Annotated in this window: 21 protein-coding genes; 3 read left to right on the forward strand and 18 right to left on the reverse strand. The window is 67.8% G+C overall.

Annotated features, from left to right (window positions below):
• Window positions 1-56: 56 nt before the first annotated feature.
• The 7 genes from AB6732_RS08980 to AB6732_RS09010 form a co-directional block, all read right to left on the reverse strand.
• Complete coding sequence (locus tag AB6732_RS08980) at window positions 57-917, reverse strand: SseB family protein (protein WP_370959658.1); 861 nt, start codon at window positions 915-917, stop codon at window positions 57-59.
• 7 nt (window positions 918-924) lie between these two features.
• A complete protein-coding gene (priA, locus tag AB6732_RS08985; RefSeq protein WP_370959659.1) occupies window positions 925-1671 on the reverse strand; it encodes a bifunctional 1-(5-phosphoribosyl)-5-((5-phosphoribosylamino)methylideneamino)imidazole-4-carboxamide isomerase/phosphoribosylanthranilate isomerase PriA in 747 nt (248 codons plus the stop codon).
• Between the two features lie 27 nt (window positions 1672-1698).
• Window positions 1699-1857 (reverse strand): hypothetical protein, encoded by a 159-nt coding sequence (locus AB6732_RS08990; RefSeq protein ID WP_169795526.1) that lies wholly within the window; start codon window positions 1855-1857, stop codon window positions 1699-1701.
• Window positions 1857-2651, reverse strand: coding sequence for an imidazole glycerol phosphate synthase subunit HisH (hisH, locus tag AB6732_RS08995; protein WP_370959660.1), 795 nt, complete (start codon window positions 2649-2651; stop codon window positions 1857-1859). Before hisH ends, AB6732_RS08990 begins: the two co-directional genes overlap by 1 nt.
• Complete coding sequence (gene hisB, locus AB6732_RS09000; RefSeq protein WP_370959661.1) at window positions 2648-3262, reverse strand: imidazoleglycerol-phosphate dehydratase HisB; 615 nt, start codon at window positions 3260-3262, stop codon at window positions 2648-2650. Before hisB ends, hisH begins: the two co-directional genes overlap by 4 nt.
• A 112-nt stretch (window positions 3263-3374) precedes the next feature.
• Window positions 3375-4475: a histidinol-phosphate transaminase gene (locus tag AB6732_RS09005; protein WP_370959662.1), complete on the reverse strand. Its 1101-nt coding sequence runs from the start codon at window positions 4473-4475 to the stop codon at window positions 3375-3377.
• A gap of 160 nt (window positions 4476-4635) precedes the next feature.
• Window positions 4636-4986, reverse strand: a complete 351-nt coding sequence (locus tag AB6732_RS09010) for a LysM peptidoglycan-binding domain-containing protein (protein ID WP_208188495.1) — start codon at window positions 4984-4986, stop codon at window positions 4636-4638.
• A gap of 331 nt (window positions 4987-5317) precedes the next feature.
• Between AB6732_RS09010 and lexA the strand changes: the two genes are divergently transcribed.
• A complete protein-coding gene (gene lexA, locus AB6732_RS09015) occupies window positions 5318-6037 on the forward strand; it encodes a transcriptional repressor LexA (protein ID WP_370959663.1) in 720 nt (239 codons plus the stop codon).
• A 112-nt stretch (window positions 6038-6149) separates the two neighbouring features.
• Here lexA and AB6732_RS09020 read toward each other — a convergent pair whose 3' ends face one another.
• Together AB6732_RS09020 and hflX are read right to left on the reverse strand one after the other, a co-directional pair.
• Window positions 6150-8255 carry an ATP-dependent DNA helicase gene (locus tag AB6732_RS09020; protein ID WP_370959664.1) on the reverse strand — a complete coding sequence of 702 codons (2106 nt, stop codon included), beginning with the start codon at window positions 8253-8255 and terminating at the stop codon, window positions 6150-6152.
• A complete protein-coding gene (gene hflX, locus AB6732_RS09025) occupies window positions 8248-9813 on the reverse strand; it encodes a GTPase HflX (RefSeq protein WP_370959665.1) in 1566 nt (521 codons plus the stop codon). The genes AB6732_RS09020 and hflX overlap by 8 nt, the downstream gene beginning before the upstream one ends.
• A gap of 324 nt (window positions 9814-10137) precedes the next feature.
• On the opposite strand from hflX, the gene AB6732_RS09030 reads away from it, so the two are divergent.
• On the forward strand, window positions 10138-10749 hold the full coding sequence (locus tag AB6732_RS09030; RefSeq protein ID WP_370959666.1) for a class I SAM-dependent methyltransferase: 612 nt from the start codon (window positions 10138-10140) through the stop codon (window positions 10747-10749).
• Between the two features lie 106 nt (window positions 10750-10855).
• Here the strand turns inward: AB6732_RS09030 and dapF are convergent, their stop codons facing one another.
• The 6 genes from dapF to AB6732_RS09060 form a co-directional block, all read right to left on the reverse strand.
• The gene (gene dapF / locus AB6732_RS09035; protein ID WP_370959667.1) at window positions 10856-11800 is read right to left on the reverse strand and encodes a diaminopimelate epimerase; all 945 of its coding nucleotides are present in this window, start codon (window positions 11798-11800) and stop codon (window positions 10856-10858) included.
• Window positions 11801-11823: 23 nt separating this feature from the next.
• Window positions 11824-12756 (reverse strand): tRNA (adenosine(37)-N6)-dimethylallyltransferase MiaA, encoded by a 933-nt coding sequence (miaA, locus tag AB6732_RS09040; RefSeq protein WP_370959668.1) that lies wholly within the window; start codon window positions 12754-12756, stop codon window positions 11824-11826.
• An 88-nt stretch (window positions 12757-12844) separates the two neighbouring features.
• Complete coding sequence (gene miaB / locus AB6732_RS09045) at window positions 12845-14419, reverse strand: tRNA (N6-isopentenyl adenosine(37)-C2)-methylthiotransferase MiaB (protein ID WP_370959669.1); 1575 nt, start codon at window positions 14417-14419, stop codon at window positions 12845-12847.
• A gap of 79 nt (window positions 14420-14498) precedes the next feature.
• Complete coding sequence (locus tag AB6732_RS09050) at window positions 14499-15170, reverse strand: regulatory protein RecX (RefSeq protein WP_370959670.1); 672 nt, start codon at window positions 15168-15170, stop codon at window positions 14499-14501.
• 61 nt (window positions 15171-15231) lie between these two features.
• On the reverse strand, window positions 15232-16284 hold the full coding sequence (gene recA / locus AB6732_RS09055; protein ID WP_370959671.1) for a recombinase RecA: 1053 nt from the start codon (window positions 16282-16284) through the stop codon (window positions 15232-15234).
• A gap of 252 nt (window positions 16285-16536) precedes the next feature.
• Window positions 16537-16764, reverse strand: a complete 228-nt coding sequence (locus tag AB6732_RS09060; RefSeq protein WP_370959672.1) for a DUF3046 domain-containing protein — start codon at window positions 16762-16764, stop codon at window positions 16537-16539.
• Window positions 16765-16852: 88 nt separating this feature from the next.
• Between AB6732_RS09060 and AB6732_RS09065 the strand changes: the two genes are divergently transcribed.
• Window positions 16853-17395 carry a MarR family winged helix-turn-helix transcriptional regulator gene (locus AB6732_RS09065; RefSeq protein WP_370959673.1) on the forward strand — a complete coding sequence of 181 codons (543 nt, stop codon included), beginning with the start codon at window positions 16853-16855 and terminating at the stop codon, window positions 17393-17395.
• A gap of 78 nt (window positions 17396-17473) precedes the next feature.
• Here AB6732_RS09065 and AB6732_RS09070 read toward each other — a convergent pair whose 3' ends face one another.
• The 3 genes from AB6732_RS09070 to pgsA form a co-directional block, all read right to left on the reverse strand.
• Complete coding sequence (locus AB6732_RS09070; RefSeq protein WP_066215327.1) at window positions 17474-17893, reverse strand: helix-turn-helix domain-containing protein; 420 nt, start codon at window positions 17891-17893, stop codon at window positions 17474-17476.
• A gap of 93 nt (window positions 17894-17986) precedes the next feature.
• Entirely contained in the window at window positions 17987-18484 is a 498-nt protein-coding gene (locus tag AB6732_RS09075) for a CinA family protein (RefSeq protein ID WP_370960105.1), read from the reverse strand.
• A 10-nt stretch (window positions 18485-18494) separates the two neighbouring features.
• On the reverse strand, window positions 18495-19076 hold the full coding sequence (gene pgsA, locus AB6732_RS09080) for a CDP-diacylglycerol--glycerol-3-phosphate 3-phosphatidyltransferase (protein ID WP_370959674.1): 582 nt from the start codon (window positions 19074-19076) through the stop codon (window positions 18495-18497).

Genomic DNA, 19076 nt, shown 5'->3' on the forward strand with positions numbered 1-19076 from the left:
TCTCTTGAATTCCTTTGCGCGAGTCGTGATCACTCCGCGCTTCCCGGCACGGAGGATCAGGGTTGATGAAGGGTGACTTTGACCTCGATCGAATCAACACCCTCAGCAAGTGTTTCATTTCCCGCCCAGCTCTGCTGTAAAGCGGACACCACTGCACTGACCTGGGCCGATTCCAGTCCGGGCTTCAACGCCAGGATGACGCACAGCTCGGGACCGAGGCCGCCACCCGGGACCTCCTCCCCCCGCGCGTCCCGGGACGCGACGCCGGATCCCCGGCGCAGCTGGATGTCCCCCACCTCGGGGTGCCCGACGGCGCTGGTGCGGAACGCCTCGGCGACATCAGGGTCCAGGTAGGACGGCATCCACGGCTTCTGCTGGGCCAGCGCCCACAGCGGGGCCCGGCGCACCACGAAGGTGAAGTCGCTACCGGGGTCGAGCACGAGCAGCTGCGCCTTCTCCGAGACCGCCGACAGCGCCGCACGGGCGGCGTAGGCGGCCACGGGACGGGCCTCGGGGTGCCAGGCCTCGAGCGCGCGCACCGAGCTGAAGACGGGCATGGCGATCCGGCCGTCCGGGGCCTGCATGGTGACCATGGCCATGTCGGCCTGCTTGTCGGCGTGCAGGCCGTCGTGGCCCTCGCCCTCCTCAGCCAGCTGAGCCACGATCGGGATGAACACCCGGGAGGTCGCCAAGGCGTCGAGGACGCCTTCCTCTCCCCCGGTTCCGGCACGCAGTGCGTTCAGCGCCGCCGTCAAACCGGGGTTCGCCTCGCCGTCGTCGTTCTCGAAGTTGTGGATGTGGGAGTCCTCGTCGGCCAGCGAGCGGCCGGCCCAGGGGCGCCCGGCCGAATCGGTCGGGCCGCCGGCCCCGGCGAGTGCGGCGGCGATGTGGCCGGGAAGTTCGCGACGTTCCGTCATGCCGGCCTCAGCGTCGTCCGGCCACGTCGAGGGCTTCGGGCAGCGTGAAGGCGCCGGAGTACAGGGCCTTGCCGATGATCGCGCCTTCGACGCCGAGCGGGACCAGCGCACGCAGCGCCTCCAGATCGGCCAGGCTCGAGATGCCGCCCGAGGCCACGACTGGTTTGCCGGTCTTCTCCACCATCTGACGTAGAAGGTCGACGTTCGGGCCCTGGAGCGTGCCGTCCTTCGTCACATCGGTGACAACGTACCGTGCGCAGCCGGCATCTTCGAGGCGCGCGAGCACCTCCCAGAGGTCGCCGCCCTCCTTGGTCCAGCCGCGGCCGGCGAGCGTGGTGCCGCGGACATCCAGGCCGACGGCGATCCGATCACCGAACCGCTCGATCGCCCGGGCGGTCCATTCGGGATTCTCCAGTGCCGCGGTCCCGAGGTTCACGCGGGCCACACCCAGGTCGACCAGAGCGCGCTCCAGGCTGGCGTCATCCCGCAGCCCGCCGGACAGCTCGACCTTCAGATCGAGCGAGGTCACCACTTCACGGAGGATCTCCGCGTTGTCGCCGCGGTCGAAGGCGGCGTCCAGGTCCACGAGATGCACCCATTCGGCGCCGTTCTGCTGCCAGTTGAGCGCAGCCTCCAGCGGCGTGCCGTAGCTGGTCTCGCTGCCGGCCTCGCCCTGGACGAGGCGCACGGCCTGGCCGTTGACGACGTCGACGGCGGGCAGCAGCTCGAGAACAGGAAGCTGGGTCTGGGTCATGATGCCTCCGGGTGGCGCGCGGGGCGCCTATTTCGAGTCAAGGGTGAACAGGTAGGCGGCGGCCAAAGCCATGGCCGCCAGGACGAAGAAGGCGATACTGAGCCAACGGGGCTTCTTCTGCTGGATGAAGGAGATCCCCCCACCGATCAGCAGGCCGCCGAGTCCCATGAGCAGAATGGACCACATCAGGAATCAGCACCCGTTTCCGGGCTCGCTGCGGGCTCCGCGACGGACGCGTCACGCCCCCTGCGCAGGGAACCGACCCAGTTGCGGAGCAGCCGCGCTCCGGCCTCCCCGGACTTCTCCGGGTGGAACTGGGTGGCGCTCAGCGGGCCGTTCTCCACCGCCGCGATGAACGGGGCGCCGTGTTCGGACCAGGTGACCTTCGGCGGGGCCATGTGCGGCTGCGTGACGTCGAAGTCCCAGGTCTGCACGGCGTACGAGTGCACGAAGTAGAACCGTTCGTCCTCCACACCCTCGAAGAGAAGGCTTCCCTCAGGAGCCTTCACGGTGTTCCAGCCCATGTGCGGCACCACGGAGGCCGGGAGCAGCTCCACCGTGCCGGGCCATTCGCCCATGCCTTCGGCTTCCACGCCGTGCTCGACGCCCTTCTCGAAGAGGACCTGCAGGCCCACGCAGATGGCCAGCACCGGACGTCCGCCGGCCACGCGGCGGCCGATGAGGCGGATCGCGTCGACGTCCTTGAGTTCCTTCATGACCGTCGCGAAAGCGCCGACTCCGGGGACGACCAGGCCGTCGGCATTGAGGACGTCCTCGGGCCGCGCGCTCAGGGTCACCTGGGCGCCGGCCGCCTCGAGGGCGCGCACGGCGGACCGCACATTGCCGGAACCGTAGTCCAGCACGGTGACCGTCGGCTTGCCCTCCGGGCTCTCCGGCTTCCGGCCGGTGTGGGCATCACGGACCGCCCCGTCCTCGAGGGACTGGGCGGAACCCGTTGTCGTGTTCTCCTGCTCGCTCACAGTGCTCCCTTCGTGGAGGGGATGCCCTCGACCCGCGGGTCGGGTTCGATCGCCGCGCGCAGAGCACGGGCGAAGGCCTTGAACTGAGCCTCGACGATGTGGTGCGGGTCGCGGCCGCGCAGCACATCCATGTGGAGGCAGATCCCGGCGTGCAGCGTGATGGCTTCGAAGACGTGCCGGGTCAGCGAACCGGTGAAGTGCCCTCCGATCAGGTGGTACTCCTGACCGGCCGGCTCACCTTCGTGCACCAGGTACGGACGCCCGGACACGTCGACGACGGCGCGGGCCAACGCCTCATCGAGCGGCACCGTGGCGTCGCCGAAGCGGCGGATGCCGGCCTTGTCGCCGAGCGCCTTCTTGAGCACCTCGCCGAACGTGATGGCCACGTCCTCCACGGTGTGGTGAGCGTCAATGTGGGTGTCACCGGTGGCGCGGACCGTCAGGTCGATCAGGGAATGCTTGCACAGCGCATTGAGCATGTGGTCGTAGAACGGCACGGTGGTGCTGATCTCTGCCACACCGGTCCCGTCCAGATCGATGCTGACGAATACGCTCGACTCGCTCGTGCTGCGTTCCATGCTGGCGGTGCGGGACGTGCTCGCTGCGCTCATGCGGGAGACTCCTTCTGGTGACGTGCTGTGTGGATGTCGATGGACGGCGGTGCGTGCGGGACTTCTGCTAGGTCCTCCCCGCCGGAGCCGGTCGGCGGCCCGGCCGTCGGGCTCATCGCCCGAGCAGTTCCCGGAGCCGCGTGAGGAAGGCTGTGGTCTCCGCCTCCGTGCCGGCGGTGACCCGGAGATGCCCCGGGATCCCGACGTCGCGGATGAGGACTCCCGCGTCCAGGAGGCCCTGCCAGATGGCTGCCGGGTCCTCCATGCCGCCGAAGAAGACGTAGTTCGAGTCCGACGATGCCGGCTTCAGCCCCATCTCCCGGAGCTCCGTCACGATCCGATCGCGCTGGACCTTGATGTCCTCCACGTCCGCCATGAGCAGTTCCCGGTGGGACAGCGCGGCAAGGGCGGTGGCCTGGGTGATCGCGGAGAGGTGGTACGGCAGTCGGACCAGTCGGAGGGCGTCGGTGATCTCCGGCGCAGCGGCCAGATAGCCCAGGCGGGCGCCGGCCAGGGCGAAAGCCTTGCTCATGGTGCGGCTGACGATGAGCCGCTCCCGGCCCGGCAGCAGCGTGAGGGCGCTCGGCGTGCCTTCACGGGCGAACTCGTGGTAAGCCTCATCGACGATCACGATGGTCTGGCTGGCCTCGCCCGCCTCGTACACGGCGTCAACCACGTCGAGGCCGAGCTTAGTGCCGGTCGGGTTGTTCGGGGAGCAGAGGAACACGACGCTCGGGCCGAGTTCGCGCACCTGACGGGCGGCCGATTCGGCGGACAGCTCGAAGTCGGCGTCGCGGACGCCCTTCACATATTCGGTGTCGGTTCCGCTCGCCAGCAAGGGGTACATGGAGTATGTGGGAGGGAATCCCAGCGCCGTGCGGCCTGGACCGCCGAAGGCCTGGAGGATCTGCTGCAGCACTTCATTGGAGCCGTTCGCGGCCCAGATGTTCTCCGCGGTCAGGCCGTGGCCCAGGTAATCCGCCAGAGCGGTGCGCAGTTCGGTGAATTCGCGATCCGGGTACCGGTTGAGCGTGGTGGCGGCATGGGTGACGGCTTCTGTGATGGCCTGGACCACCGGAGCGGGAACGCCATGAGTGTTCTCGTTGACGTTCAGAAGCACGGGGACGTCGATCTGGGGGGCACCGTAGGGGCTGATCCCCCGGAGATTGTCTCGCAGGGGAAGCTTCGCCAAGCGCTGCATTTGTTCGCTCACCCGTACAGTCTAGTTTGCCCAGGTCCCCCGCCCTGAATTGTTGCTCACCCACAGAACGGGCCCGGAGCCCGAACAGGAGAACGGAGCGAGAGCGGATCAACCGCGCCAAGCGAACGGCGGGAGCCCGACCAGCAGTGGACGGGAGCAACGCCGCGTTGGATCAGCGCGCTGCAGGAACGAAGAGGTCCTGACCGGCGACGATCTCCGACGCCTTCAGGTCATTCAGTCGAGCGATCTCGCCGACGACCTCACGGGTGTCACGGCCGGGCGCGACCCGCTGGGCGATGTCCCAGACCGTGTCACCGGGCTGAACGACGACCGTCTGGGACGAGCCGACCGCATGGGTGTCGCTCGCGATGGCCGGAGTGAGCAAGGTGCCCAGCGCGAAGGTGATGATCGCGGCGAGCAAGAGCGCGGCCGGGAGGCCGAAGAAGACGAACCGCCCACGGCGGGTCAACCGCATCCGCGGAGCAGCCTGCGTTCGGGTGATCGCAACAGCCTGTGCTGACATTTCGATTCCTCGCTTCCATCACGCCGCTTGGCATCTACGTTCGATGGCAATACGCCGTACATCCAGCTCGGTTCGAACATGTATTCGAACCTCGTTACTACTATTTTTAGGACATAGCTACGAACACTGTCAAGACTCGCTAGAACAAATGTTTGATTCGGGCATCCTCCTGGCCTAGCGTTGGACGCAGGAAGAGTTCCTCTGGTGACCAGCACACCAGGGGGCACTGACAAAAATTTCGCCGGGTCCGGAATCAGGCCCGCGAAGCGACAGGCAGCACCCGCCCTCCCGGAGGACGGGGATCCCCCATACGAGATCCAGGGAGTGACAGATGGCCAGGAGTTCATCGAACGAAGCCGGCCCCAGCAGGGCGCCGGCCAATCGCGGCCTCACTCCCCGTCAGAAGAAGATCCTGGAAACCATCCAGCGCTCGGTCGAGGCGAAGGGCTACCCGCCGTCGATGCGGGAGATCGGTGACACCGTCGGGCTCGCCAGCCTCTCCAGCGTCACCCACCAGCTGAGCCAGCTGGAGCGCCTCGGCTACATCCGCCGGGATCCGAAGCGTCCCCGGGCGATGGAGATCCTCATCCCTCTGACCCTGGACACGAGGGAAGCGCCCCGCGTGACCTCGCTGCCTGAGCCCCGGTCCATCGTTGCGGAGCTCAGCACGTCCTCGGACGCCGCCATGGTGCCTCTGGTCGGGCGGATCGCGGCCGGTGGCCCGATCCTGGCGGATCAGCAAGTGGAGGACGTCATGCCGCTCCCCCGCCAGCTCGTGGGACACGGAGAACTCTTCATGCTGCAGGTCGCGGGAGATTCCATGATCGACGCGGCCATCTGCGACGGGGACTGGGTGGTCGTCCGGCGTCAGAACAACGCGGAGAACGGGGACATCGTCGCCGCCCTCCTCGACGACGAAGCCACGGTGAAGACGTTCCGGCAGCGTGACGGCCACACCTGGCTGCTGCCCCAGAACACGCGGTACGAGCCCATTCTGGGCGATCACGCCACCGTCATGGGCAAAGTGGTCTCGGTGCTGCGCTCTCTCTGAGGAACCCCACCGGCCGCCGCGGCGCGCGCCGGAAGACGAACGGCAGACGGCGAGGGCCTGAGCGGTGATCCGCTCAGGCCCTCGCCGTCTGCTGTCGTGGCCGCCGCCCGGCTCAGCTCTTCGCCGTCGCGGTCTGTTCCCGGCCGGAGAGCCGCTCGAGCGCCGCGAGGACGACCTGCCGGTCGGTGGTCGGCCAGAACGGCGGCAGCGTCGAACGGATGAACCCGCCATAGCGCTCCGTGGCAAGTCGGGAATCCAGGACCGCGACGACGCCCTTGTCGCCTGTCGAGCGGATGAGCCGGCCCGCGCCCTGGGCCATCTTGATCGCGGCGCTGCTGGCCGAGATCGCCATGAACCCGTTGCCGCCGTTCTGGGCGACGGCGCGGGACCGAGCGGTGTTGAGCGGGTCGTCCGGCCGCGGGAACGGGATCCGGTCCATGATGACCAGCCGGCAGGAGTCGCCCGGCACGTCCACACCCTGCCACAGGGTGAGTGTGCCGAAGAGGCACGTGTCCCGGTCGTCGGAGAACTCCTGGATGAGCGAGCTCATCGTCGCCTCTCCCTGGCACAGGATCGGGACGCCAACCCGCTCGCGGACGTAGTCCGCGGCCTCCTCCGCGGCCCTCCGGGACGAGAACAGGCCGAGGGCGCCGCCTCCAGAGGCCTTGATGAGATCCACCACCTCGTCGAGCGCTTCGGGTGAGATCCCACGGCCCGGTTTGGGCAGATGGCGCGCGACATACAGCATGCCCTGACGCGGGTAGTCGAACGGCGAGCCGACGTCGATGCCCACCCAGTCGGGGGCGCCAGGACCCTGCAGTCCCACATCGCCGGCGGCCTGTTCGAAGGCGGCTCCGATCGCGAGGGTCGCGGAGGTGAGGATCGCGGTGTGGCCGTCGAACAGTCCGTCGCGGAGCTTCATGGCCACGCTGAGAGGCGCGACGGTCACGGTGGCGGGGGCGTCGTCGTCGGCGGGGCGATACCCTGTGCCGGGCTCGAAGGTGCCGCTGCGCGTCACCCAGACGACCTCTTTCCGCTCGGCCGCCACGAGGAGACGTTCGCTGACCTCCAGGAGCTGCGTCAGCCGCGAGCGGGCCGCCTGCAACGCCCCGTCCGCGGGTTGCCCCTGCTCGGGTTTGGAGTCGGAGAGGGCCGCGCGGCAGGCCTCACGCACGGCGTCGATGGCCCGGCCGAGAGGTTCCTCGGGACCCCGCGGCAGCAGGCCGGTGGACAGCAGACCCAGTTCGGCCTCGAGTGCCCCGGCGGCAGCGTCGAGCGCTTCGACGTTGATGTGGGCATGACGGCGGGCGGCCCGGGCTGCGGCGGTGACCATCGCTTCGGACAGCTGGCCCGTGACGGCGCTCGTGACCCGGTCCTGTAGTTCATGGGCCTCGTCCACCACCACGACGTCGTACTCGGGCAGCACCGCGACGCCTTCGAAAGCGTTGATGGCGAGCATGGCGTGATTCGTGACGATGACGTCGGATTCGGCGGCGGTGGCCCGGGCCCGCTCGCTGAAACACTCCTCGGACATCGGGCACTTTGCCGGGCCGAGGCATTCCAGCGCCGTGACGGACACCTGCCGCCACGCCCGTTCGGAGACACCCGGGGTCAGGTCGTCCCGGTCCCCGGTGTCCGTCTCCTGCGCCCACTCGCGCAGCCGCAGGATCTCGCGTCCGAGCTGGGTGCCCGGACCATTGCCGAGGCTCGGCCCGTTGTTCGAACTGAACAGTGCGCCATCGGCCCCCACGCCGAAGAGCTGATCGTCCGACGCGTCTTCCTCCGGGAAGCCGCCGCCCACCTTGTGCAGGCACAAGTAGTTGGACCGGCCTTTCACGAGGGCGGTCTTCACCGGCCGGGGAAGCTCGGGCGTGACGGTCTCCAGCAGGCGCGGCAGATCCCGGCCCATGATCTGGGCCTGGAGCGCGAGCGTCGCTGTGGAGATCACCGCCCGGTGGCCGTTGCGCACCGCATCGTCGATCACGGGCACGAGATACCCGAGCGACTTGCCGGTGCCGGTGCCCGCCTGGACGAGCAGATGCCGCTGCTCCTCCAGCGAGGCGGCCACTTGCCGCACCATCTCGTGCTGGCCGGGACGGTTCTGGCCTCCGAGGCTTCCGACGGCGGTGTCCAGGAGGGACAGCGCCCGCCGGATGGCGGGGCTGTCCCCCTGGGTCTCCTCCTCCGGCTCCTGCGGGGCCGCGGGCGTCTCACTCATGGATGACGAACTGCTCCAATTCCGCTGCCAGGGATTCCCGGACGACGACGGTGACCCGCGTGCCTTCCCCGGTGTGCTCGAGGTTGAGGATCTCGGACTCCCCTTCGTGCAGCTTGTTCAGCAGATCGCCACGCTGGTACGGCACCAGCAGTTCCATCCGCACATCGGGGCGCGGGATGGAACGGCTGATCTCCGCCAGCAGTTCCGGGATGCCGGCGCCAGTGCGGGCCGACACTTCCAGGCAGCGCGGTTCCCGCTGCTTCAGGCGTTCCACCACGAACGGATCGGCGGCATCCACCTTGTTGAGCACGATGATCTCGGGGACCTTGCGCGCATCCACTTCGGTGAACACCTGACGGACCGCCGCGATCTGGCCCTCCGGATCCGGATGTGAGGCATCCACCACGTGCAGGATGAGGTCAGAATCGGCCACTTCCTCGAGCGTGGAACGGAAGGCCTCCACGAGCTGCGTCGGCAGGGACCGGACGAAGCCGACCGTGTCGGCCAGCGTGTAGGTGATCCCGTCCGGCGTCTGCGCTCTGCGCACCGTGGGGTCCAGAGTGGCGAACAGCGCGTTCTCCACCAGCACCCCGGCGTCGGTGAGCCGGTTCAGCAGCGAGGACTTGCCGGCGTTGGTGTAGCCGGCGATCGCCACCGAAGGAACCTCGTGGCGCTTGCGGTTGGCACGCTTGGCCTCACGGGCGGGCTTCATGCCGTCGATCTCACGACGAAGCTTGGCCATGCGAGTGCGGATCTTCCGGCGGTCCAGTTCGATCTTCGTCTCACCGGGACCACGGGATCCCATGCCGGCGCCGGCGCTGCCCACCTGGCCACCGGCCTGGCGGGACATGGATTCACCCCAGCCACGCAGACGCGGCAGCAGGTACTCGAGCTGTGCCAGTTCGACCTGCGCCTTGCCCTCCCGGCTCTTCGCGTGCTGCGCGAAGATGTCCAGGATGAGGCCGGTGCGGTCAATGACCTTCACCTTGACGATGTCCTCCAGGGACCGCCTCTGCGAAGGCGCCAGCTCGGAGTCGACCACCACTGTGTCGGCGCCGGTGGCCATGACGATGTCACGGAGCTCCAGCGCCTTCCCGGAGCCGAGGAACGTCCCGGGGTCCGGCTTGAGGCGCTTCTGGACCAGTCCGTCCAGCACCTCGGAACCGGCGGTCTCGGCCAGCGCGGCGAGCTCCCGCAGGGAGTTCTCCGCATCGGCGAGTGTGCCTTCGGTCCACAGCCCGGCCAGGACCACGCGCTCCAGGCGGAGCTGCCGGTACTCGACCTCGGTGACGTCCTCGAGCTCGGTGGACAGGCCCGCCACACGGCGCCGGGCGTGCCTTTCGGCGAGGTCTTCCTGCAAGCCGTCGAACTCGCTGTGTTCCTTGTCCAGCGTGGACAGGGCCTGGGCTTTGGAGCCCAGCACGGTGCCGCGGGGCGTGCCGGAGCCGGCCCCCGCTTCCGGTTCCACCGCGTCGGAATCGGTGGCGAGGATGCGGTCGATGACGGCCTGCATTTCCTCCGGGCTCAGTTCAGAACCAGAATGAGTCTGTTCAGTCATGGTCTCCCTCAAAGCGTTGAGTCCCATGCTAGCCGGAGGCTCCGACAACACGGGCAAGTGGTGAAAGGAGGTGCGGAAAGGAAAAACACGTCTTCCGGGATCTCGAATGATCAGTCTGGAAGGAATTCCTGTATTACCGCACCGCTGGGGTCAGGGTTACGGGGTCGACCGGTGCCACGCGTTGGCAGGCTTCACCCGGGATCAGCATGAACAGCGGATCGATCAGGGAAGCGGCGCGCGGGTCCGGGACTCATTACAGGAAAGACAGCATTGCACCATTCTACCAGCTCCCGCGCCTGCCCACGGCCCACTAAGGTTGCACGCATGGAGTCCGCACACTACTTCAGCAGCGAGCCTGCAGGCGAGTTCATCCGCAAGCCGCTCAGCGTCGTTCTGGACGGCCGGGAACGCTCCCTGCACACCTCCACGGGCATCTTCAGCCCCGACGCCATCGACAAGGGCACCAGGATCCTCCTGGACGAAGTGCCCGAACCGGCTCCGAACGGCTCGTTCCTCGACATCGGCTGCGGCTGGGGACCCATCGCCCTGACCTTGGCGCTCAAGTCTCCGGACGCGCACGTCACCGCCGTGGACGTCAACCAGCGCTGCATCGCGCTGACCACGGAGAATGCGGCCACGCTGGGGCTGGACAACCTGAGTGCCTCGCTCCCCCAGGACGTCGACCCGGACCTCGGTTTCGACCTCATCTGGTCCAACCCGCCCATCCGGATCGGCAAGGCGGAACTCCACGAGCTGCTGCTGCTCTGGCTTCCCCGGCTCAATCCCGGCGGTGAGGCCTTCCTGGTGGTCCAGAAGAACCTCGGCTCGGACTCCCTGCAGAAATGGCTCGCGGACACGCTGCCAGCCGGGTTCGCCGTCTCACGGTTCTCGACCGCCAAGTCGTTCCGCGTGCTGCGGGTCGTCCGCGAAGGCTGACGCCCTCCGCCGGGGACAGGCCGCCCCGGCGCACGACGACGCCGGCGCCACCCGCCGTCGTCGGCCGGCGGCATGAGCGTCCCCCCGCTCAGCCGCGGCCGGGCTCTCAGGCGAGGCGGCCGCGTGCCACGATCGTCGCGGGACCACTGAGGACCACGTGCTCCCCGTCGGCCGCGGCTGGCAGGAACTCGACGCCGACCACCCCGCCGGGTACCTGGACATCCCAGCGTGACGGTGCGCCCGCACCCGCCCAGTACCGGATCGCCGCGGCGGCCGCACAGGCACCGGTGCCGCACGACTGGGTCTCCCCGACGCCGCGCTCGTGCACCCGCATGGTCACGTGACCCTTGCCGTCCTGGACGAGCGGCTCCGCGGGCACCACGAATTCGACATTCGTGCCGTTCGGAGGAATCGGATGCACCGCGGGGATCTCGGTGAGCGGAAGAGCGGCGAGCTCATCCAGCCCGGCCAGCGCCAGCACCGTGTGCGGATTGCCCATCGTGATCGACAGTGCCGGACGTTCGCCGTCCAGACCACGCGCGGTGACGAGGGAATCGACGGCCCTCTCGGCCGCCTCCTCCGGGTGGATGAAGGCCCACGGCCCCATGTCCACCGCGTAGCCCTCGGGAACCAGGGTGACGACCTTGACGCCGGCCCGCGTGCCGATCTTGAGGAGGGAGTTGTCATCGAGACGTGCGAGCCCGGAGTCGAGCAGGAAGTGCACGAAGGCTCGGACGCCGTTGCCGCACATTTCGGCGATGGAGCCGTCGTTGTTGCGGTAGTCCATGAACCACTCTGCGTCCGGCTCGGAGGCGAGAATTTCCTGGCCCTCGGGAAGGAGACGTGAAGGGATGGCGCGGATGAGCCCGTCGCCGCCGATGCCCTGGTGCCGGTCGCACAGCACGGCGACCTGCTCCGCCGTGAGAGGACGCAGGCCGTCAGGGTCGGCGATCAACACGAAATCGTTGCCCGTGCCGTGTCCCTTGGCGAACTCCAGGCCGCTCAATCCGGCGAGGACGACGGCGGCGGGAGCAGGAAGCGTCTCAGTCATGTTTCCAGCGTACAGATGTTCACCTAAGCGACAGAACCCGGGAACTCCTCCTCCACCCGGCGCAGGGCCTGTTCCACGAGGTCCGGGGCGGTCCAGTCCAGCCAGTGGATCCGGGGATCAGCCCGGAACCAGGTCAGCTGGCGGCGCGCGAACTTGCGGGTCGCCACGATCGTGTCCTCGACGGCCTCCGCCAAGGTGACTGTGCCGTCCTGAGCCGCAAGGAACTGCGCATAGCCGATGGCCCGCCCGGCCGTCTTCCCCTTACGCAGCCCGCGGGCCTCCAGCGCCCGGACCTCCTCCGGCAGCCCCTGCTCGACCATGCGGTGGACCCGCAGGGCGAGACGCTCCTTGAGGGCCTCCCTGTCGGCTTCGAGCCCCAGTTGCAGGGCCGGCTGGACGTACTCCCGCGTGGGCATGAATGAACTGAACGGCCGACCCGTGAGCCGGTGCACCTCGAGGGCTCGGATGACACGGCGCTCGTCCTGCAGACGCTCCGCACTGACGGGGTCGACGGCCCGGAGGCGTTCCCGCAACGAGGCCAGGCCGCGGGCCGCCGCCTCCGCCTCCAGCGTGGCGCGCAGTTCAGGGTCGGTGCCGGGGAATTCCAGGACATCAAGAGCCGCGCGGACGTACAGCCCCGAGCCTCCGACCAGGATGGGCACCGCGCCCCGTCCCCGGATATCGTCGATCAACGCCCGGGCCTGGGCCTGGAAGTCGCTGACGCTGGCTTCCTCGACCACGTCGAGGATGTCGAGCAGGTGGTGAGGGATCCCCTCGCGCTCCGCGACGCTGAGCTTGGCCGTGCCGATGTCCATCCCGCGGTAGAACTGCATGGCATCGGCGTTGATGATCTCGCCGCCCAGGCGCTCGGCCAGACGGAGTCCCAGCTCGGACTTCCCCGTTCCCGTGGCCCCGACGACGGCGAGCAGCGGCAAGGGACGGTCAGGCGCCGTCATGCTGCGGGCTTCCGGGCCGGGGACTCGTGAGTCTTCCTGCTCGCCGGAGTACCGCGCACCGCGGAGACCACCGACGAGATCCCTGCCCTCATCGAACAGGAGTGGGAAGCTTCGGCATCCCGAGCAGGACGCCCTTGCCCGGCACCGTGCCGGCGGTCCCGGCAGACGGGACCCCACACGAATCCGCCTGGGCACGGTCCCATGCATCGCCCGCGCGGGACCTCCGGAGCCGGTATTCCGAGGCATCACGAGGGTCGGCGATGAGGTGGAACGGCGCCGCCTCCGTGATGGTCACGGTGACGAGGTCTCCGGGCCGGGGCGTCTCCGCACCTTCGGGGACACTGAAGTGGACCAGTCGCTGGTCCTTGGCACGTCCACTGAGGCGGTGTGTCTGATCCGATTTCCGACCGCTCTGCGCTGCGACCAGGATCTCCACCTCCCGGCCGACCTGCCCGGCGTTCTCCTCGGCGGCGATCCGGTCCTGGAGCGCGGTCAGGCGTTCGTAGCGCTCCTGGACCACGGCCTTGGGCAGCTGGCCTTCGAGTTCGGCAGCAGGTGTGCCCGGGCGCTTGGAGTACTGGAAGGTGAAGGCCGTGGCGAAGCGGGACTTCTCCACGACGTCGAGGGTCGCCTGGAAATCCTCCTCCGTCTCGCCCGGGAAGCCCACGATGATGTCGGTCGAGATGGCCGCGTCCGGGATCCGTTCCCGCACCTTGTCCAGGATGCCGAGGAAGCGAGTGGAACGGTACGAACGGCGCATGTCCTTGAGGACCTTGTCCGAACCGGACTGCAGCGGCATGTGCAGCTGCGGCATCACGTTGGGGGTCTCGGCCATCGCGGCGATCACGTCGTCCGTGAATGCCGCGGGATGCGGGCTGGTGAACCGGACCCGTTCGAGTCCTTCGATCTCACCGCACGCCCGCAGGAGCTTGCTGAAGGCCTGGCGATCCCCGAATTCGACACCGTAGGAGTTCACGTTCTGCCCGAGCAACGTCACTTCGATGGCTCCGTCGTCCACGAGAGCCTGGATCTCCGCGAGGATCTCCCCCGGCCGGCGGTCACGCTCCTTGCCGCGGAGCGAGGGAACGATGCAGAAGGTGCACGTGTTGTTGCAGCCGACGCTGATGGACACCCAGCCCGAGTAGACGGAGTCCCTCTTGGTCGGCAGCGTAGAGGGGAAGACCTCGAGGGATTCCAGGATCTCCAGTTCGGCTTTGGCGTTGTGCCGGGCACGTTCCAGCAGTGCCGGAAGGGCGCCCACATTGTGCGTTCCGAAGACGGCGTCCACCCACGGAGCCTTCTGAAGGATTGTCTCGCGATCTTTCTGGGCCAGGCAGCCGCCGACGGCGATCTGCATCCCGGGGTTCTTCTCCTTGACGGGACGCAGCTGGCCCAGGTGCCCGTAGAGCTTGTTGTCGGCGTTCTCGCGGACGGCACAGGTGTTGAAGACGATGACGTCGGCCAGCTCCTCGGTGGCGGGCACCAGCCCGGCGTCCTCGAGCAGACCCGACATGCGCTCCGAGTCGTGGACGTTCATCTGGCAGCCGAACGTCCGGACCTGATAGGTCCGCGGGGCTGAGTTCTCCGGCACGTCGTGTCCGACGGCGGCAGGAACGGAGGCCGGAGTGCCGGCAGTAGTCGAAGAAGGAATGCTCACGCTCACCTTTCAAGGGTACCGGGACTCAAGAGCACCGGGACCGGGACGGACGCCTCCTCTCGGACTCGCACTCAGCAACCGGTGCTCACTCCCAGGAGTCGTCCTCACGGTTCAGCTCCTCCGCGACGATGCCGAAGGCCACGCCCGGTGCGTGCCCCTTGCGCACCAGCATGGCCACGAGCCTGCGGGTGTGCTTGTCCTTCTCGGCACGGTCCAGGGACGCACGGTCCACCCGCGCGAGTTTCTTGGCCACCAGATAGCGTGCCGCCTCGCGTTCATCAGCGGCGGTCAGCTGCTGCAAGGCGGCTTCGATGAGGTGATCTGCCACGCCCTTCTCCCGGAGCTCGCGGCGCAAGGTCGATGATCCCAGGTGACGGTGCTCCGCCCGGCTGCGGACCCAGAGCTCGGCGAACTCGGCATCGTTGATGAGCCGGAGCTCCTCGAACCGGTCCAGCACGGCTCGGGCGGCCGCTTCGGGAACCTCGCGGTCCTTGAGCTTGATCGCGAGCTGGTGCCGGGTCCGAGGCCCGGCGCTCAGCTGCCTCAGGATGATGGTGCGGGCCACCGCTTCCGGATCGGCATCGCGATCCTGCTCGGCTTCCGGTGGAGGGGTGCCCTTGGACTCAGAACGCTTGCGCCTCCGCGCAGGGACGGCCTCAGAGCCGCCTCCCGGACCCTCCTCGCTCCACGGCAACTCCTGGGGAGGGCCCGTGGGCTTGGAAAGGGCCGAAGCGGGCTGGAGCCCCGGCACAGTCATGCCAGGGCTCCAGGGTTCAGCGCTCGTGGTTTCGGCAGAGGGCCGTTCCGAACGTGCCAACTCAGTACCCGTCGACGGCCTTCAGCTTCGGGTTCTCTTCCTCCTCCGGAGCGACCTGGCCCACGCCGAGCTTCTCCTTGATGAGACGCTCGAGCTCGTCGGCGAGATCCGGGTTGTCCCGGAGGAAACGGCGGGAGTTCTCCATGCCCTGGCCGAGCTGATCGCCGTCATAGGTGTACCAGGAGCCGGACTTCTTGATGATGCCGTGCTCCACACCCATGTCGATGATGCCGCCCTCGCGGGAGATGCCCTGACCATAGATGATGTCGAACTCGGCGGTCTTGAAGGGCGGAGCCATCTTGTTCTTGACGATCTTGACCTTCGTCCGGTTGCCCACCGAGTCAGCACCCTCCTTGAGGGTCTGGATACGGCGCACGTCCATACGCACCGAGGCGTAGAACTTCAGGGCCTTACCACCGGTGGTCGTCTCAGGAGAGCCGAAGAAGACACCGATCTTCTCACGCAGCTGGTTGATGAAGATGGCGGTGGTCTTGGTCTGGTTCAGTCGACCGGTGATCTTACGGAGGGCCTGGCTCATCAGACGGGCCTGCAGACCCACATGGCTGTCACCCATCTCGCCCTCGATTTCCGCGCGCGGCACCAGGGCGGCCACGGAGTCGATGACGATGATGTCCAGCGCGCCGGAAGAGACCAGCATGTCCATGATCTCCAGGGCCTGCTCACCGGTGTCCGGCTGGGAGACCAGCAGGGCGTCCGTGTCCACGCCCAGCTTGCCCGCGTATTCCGGGTCCAGAGCGTGCTCGGCATCGATGAAGGCTGCGAGACCGCCATTGCGCTGCGCGTTGGCGACGGCGTGAAGAGCGACCGTGGTCTTACCGGAGGATTCCGGACCATAGATCTCCACCACGCGTCCGCGCGGCAGGCCGCCGATGCCCAGAGCCACGTCCATGGCGATGGAGCCGGTGGGGATCACTTCGATGGGCGCACGGGTGTCATCCCCGAGCCGCATGATGGATCCCTTGCCGAATTGCTTGTCGATCTGGGCCAGTGCCGCTTCAAGAGCTTTGGCGCGGTCCGGTGTTGCTGCCGCCATGACGTACCCCTACCCCTAGGTTGTTTCGCGGACCCGTGCGGCCCGGCGAAGATGATGACGCGAATCGTTGGTTCCCGGTTGAGAACCTTCACTGACGAGCCTAGGAAGCGGGACTGACATTAATTCCCGCGACCTTGCTCATGTGGACAACTCGCCCGTCTTTTCTCTGGATATCAGCCTAGCCCCATTCGAACAACTATTCGAATGATTTCGCGGCGTGTTGAAGGAACTTGCGGGAGAAGTCCCCGCGATTCAGGCCTTCTTGGCGGGCTTCGGGTCCTTTCCGAGCCTCCGGCTCTCCGGAACATCCTGGGCTTCGCAGACCGCGAGCCAGATGGACCTCAGGTCGAGTCCGTCCCGGAGCGCCTGATCCGGCGTCCGGCTGCCCAGCTCGCGCAGCGCGAGGTTCGTGGCCAGATGGCGCGCGTAGGCGGGGCCGAACTCGTCGTCCATCAACTGCCAGAACTGGGAACGTCGCATCGGTCCAGCTTCTCATGCCCCGGTCACCGCCGTGGTCACAGTGCCACCTCGCAAGGGAAGGCTCCGATGACCAAACTAGAATGGACGCATGATTCCAGCCGAGCGCAACGGCAGCGCCGACAGCCCCACCCCCGGCGACGTGCCCAGGGCGGTGGAGACGCCGTCGTCGGACACCCCGGAAGGCGCGCGCCTGGACGAGGCGATCCACGCCGTCGAGCATCAGCTCAGCCTGCTCTGGCGACGGGGCCGGGCGGTCTCTTTGCGCCTGTCACGGCAGGTCCATCCCGACATGGACCCCTCGGCGTATGGCCTGCTCTCGGTCCTCCGCCGGCAGGGGCCCATCCGACTGACGGAACTCGCCGGTCTGATCGGGGTCGGCAAGCCCACGGTGAGCCGCCAGATCACCTTCCTCATGCAGCTGGGGCTGGTGTCCAAGGACGCCGACCCTCTGGACGGCCGGGCCCAATTGCTGCACCTCACCGATCATGGCGAAGAGACCATGGCGCGCGTGCAGGACGCCCGGCGGGAGATCTTCCGGCAGCGTCTGGGCGAATGGGACACTCCCGCCCTGGACGCACTGGCCGAGAACCTCGAGCGGCTCAACACCATCTACGAACGGGACGGCCTGTAGAAGCGCCACCCGTCAGAGAACAGGGAAGGGCCCCGGCACACGAGATGCCGGGGCCCTTTCTTCTCACATCTGCCGCTCTCAGCGGCTCCCGACGAGCTCCAGCTCGTCCCCCAGGCCACGGCCGTAGCGCTGGGTGAAGTCCTGCGGGACGGTGTCCGGGACGGCGACGCCCTCGGCCACGGCCACACGGTCACTGACCTCACGGAGCATGCTGGACAGCGGAACGTCCAATGCCGAGCAGATCGAGGAGAGCAGCTCAGAGGAGGCTTCCTTCTGGCCACGCTCGACCTCACTCAGATACCCGAGCGAAACCCGCGCGCTGTGGGAGACCTCCCGCAGTGTGCGTCCCTGGCGCTGACGGACATCGCGGAGGACGTCACCGATCTCGTGACGTAGGATCACCATCTTGCGCTCCTTCGCTTCGTGCTGTGCCGGATCGAGTAGGCCCACATCCTTCCAGCGGACCACGCCGTTCACGGATACGGGCTGCTTGACCATGTGTATCGCTTGCTCCTTCGTTCAGGCCTGGGCCTGAATTTCATCCTATGACCATCACCCTTGTGATGGCGACACTAAAGTAACTCCCGGCTCTCAGCTTTTGTTCCCCGGAGGCTCTTTCCCAGGGAACTCACGGAGTGCGTCCAGCAAATGGCCGATCGCTCCACGTAATGCCGCTTCACGGATCTGTTCCCGTCCTCCCACGAAATGGTGCGCGAACGCCCGCGCGCCCTGCGCGTCCGCGATCCCGATGAACACGGTGCCGACGGACTTGCCGTCATGGGCCTCGGGGCCGGCGACCCCCGTGGTGCTCACCGCCACGTCAGCTCCGCAGGCACGCCGCGCTCCGGCGGCCATCTCCCGCGCCACGTCGGCATCCACCGAGCCACGCTCGGCAAGCAGTGCGCCGCTCACGCCCAGGACGTGTTCCTTGACCTCGTTGTGGTACGACACGACTCCCCCGCGCAGGGTCGCCGAGGCCCCCGGCACATCGGCCAGCCGGGCCGCGACGAGACCCGCGGTCAGGGATTCGGCCGTGGCGACCGTGACGCCGTGCGAGATGGCCAGCTCGACAGTCTCCCGGACCGTCATGGGGAAACCGTCAGGCACGGGCGCCTCCCCGGATGAGCCGCGCCGACAGGAACACGTACTGCAGGCCCGTCACCAACGTCACCGCCACGGTGGCGAGCAGCAGCACGAACGCCACCACGCCCAGCCACGTCCACTGCGCCGTCAACGGGAGGAGGTACAGGAACAGCACCACCGTCTGGAGCACGGTCTTGATCTTGCCGCCACTGGAGGCCGGGATGACCCCGTACCTGATGACCACCAGGCGGAGCAGCGTTATCCCCCATTCCCGCACCAGGATGATCAGCGTCGCCCACCAGGGGATCTCGCCGAGGACAGAGAGGATCACGAAGGCCGCGCCGGTCAGGAGCTTGTCCGCGATGGGATCGGCGATCTTGCCGAAATCCGTGATCAGCCCACGCGCACGGGCGATGTCACCATCCAGCTTGTCCGTGTACATCGCGACGGCGAACACCGCCAGCGCGGCCCAGCGCCACAGGCCGTGCTCGCCCGCGTCCGCGAGCAGGAACCAGGCGAAAAACGGGACCAGCGCGATCCGCAGCATGGTCAGGATGTTGGGCAGGTTCCAGACCTGCGACGTCGGGGTTCCGCTCAC

This window comes from Arthrobacter sp. RCC_34, assembly GCF_041360795.1.
In the GTDB taxonomy this organism is placed as follows: Bacteria; Actinomycetota; Actinomycetes; order Actinomycetales; family Micrococcaceae; genus Arthrobacter_E.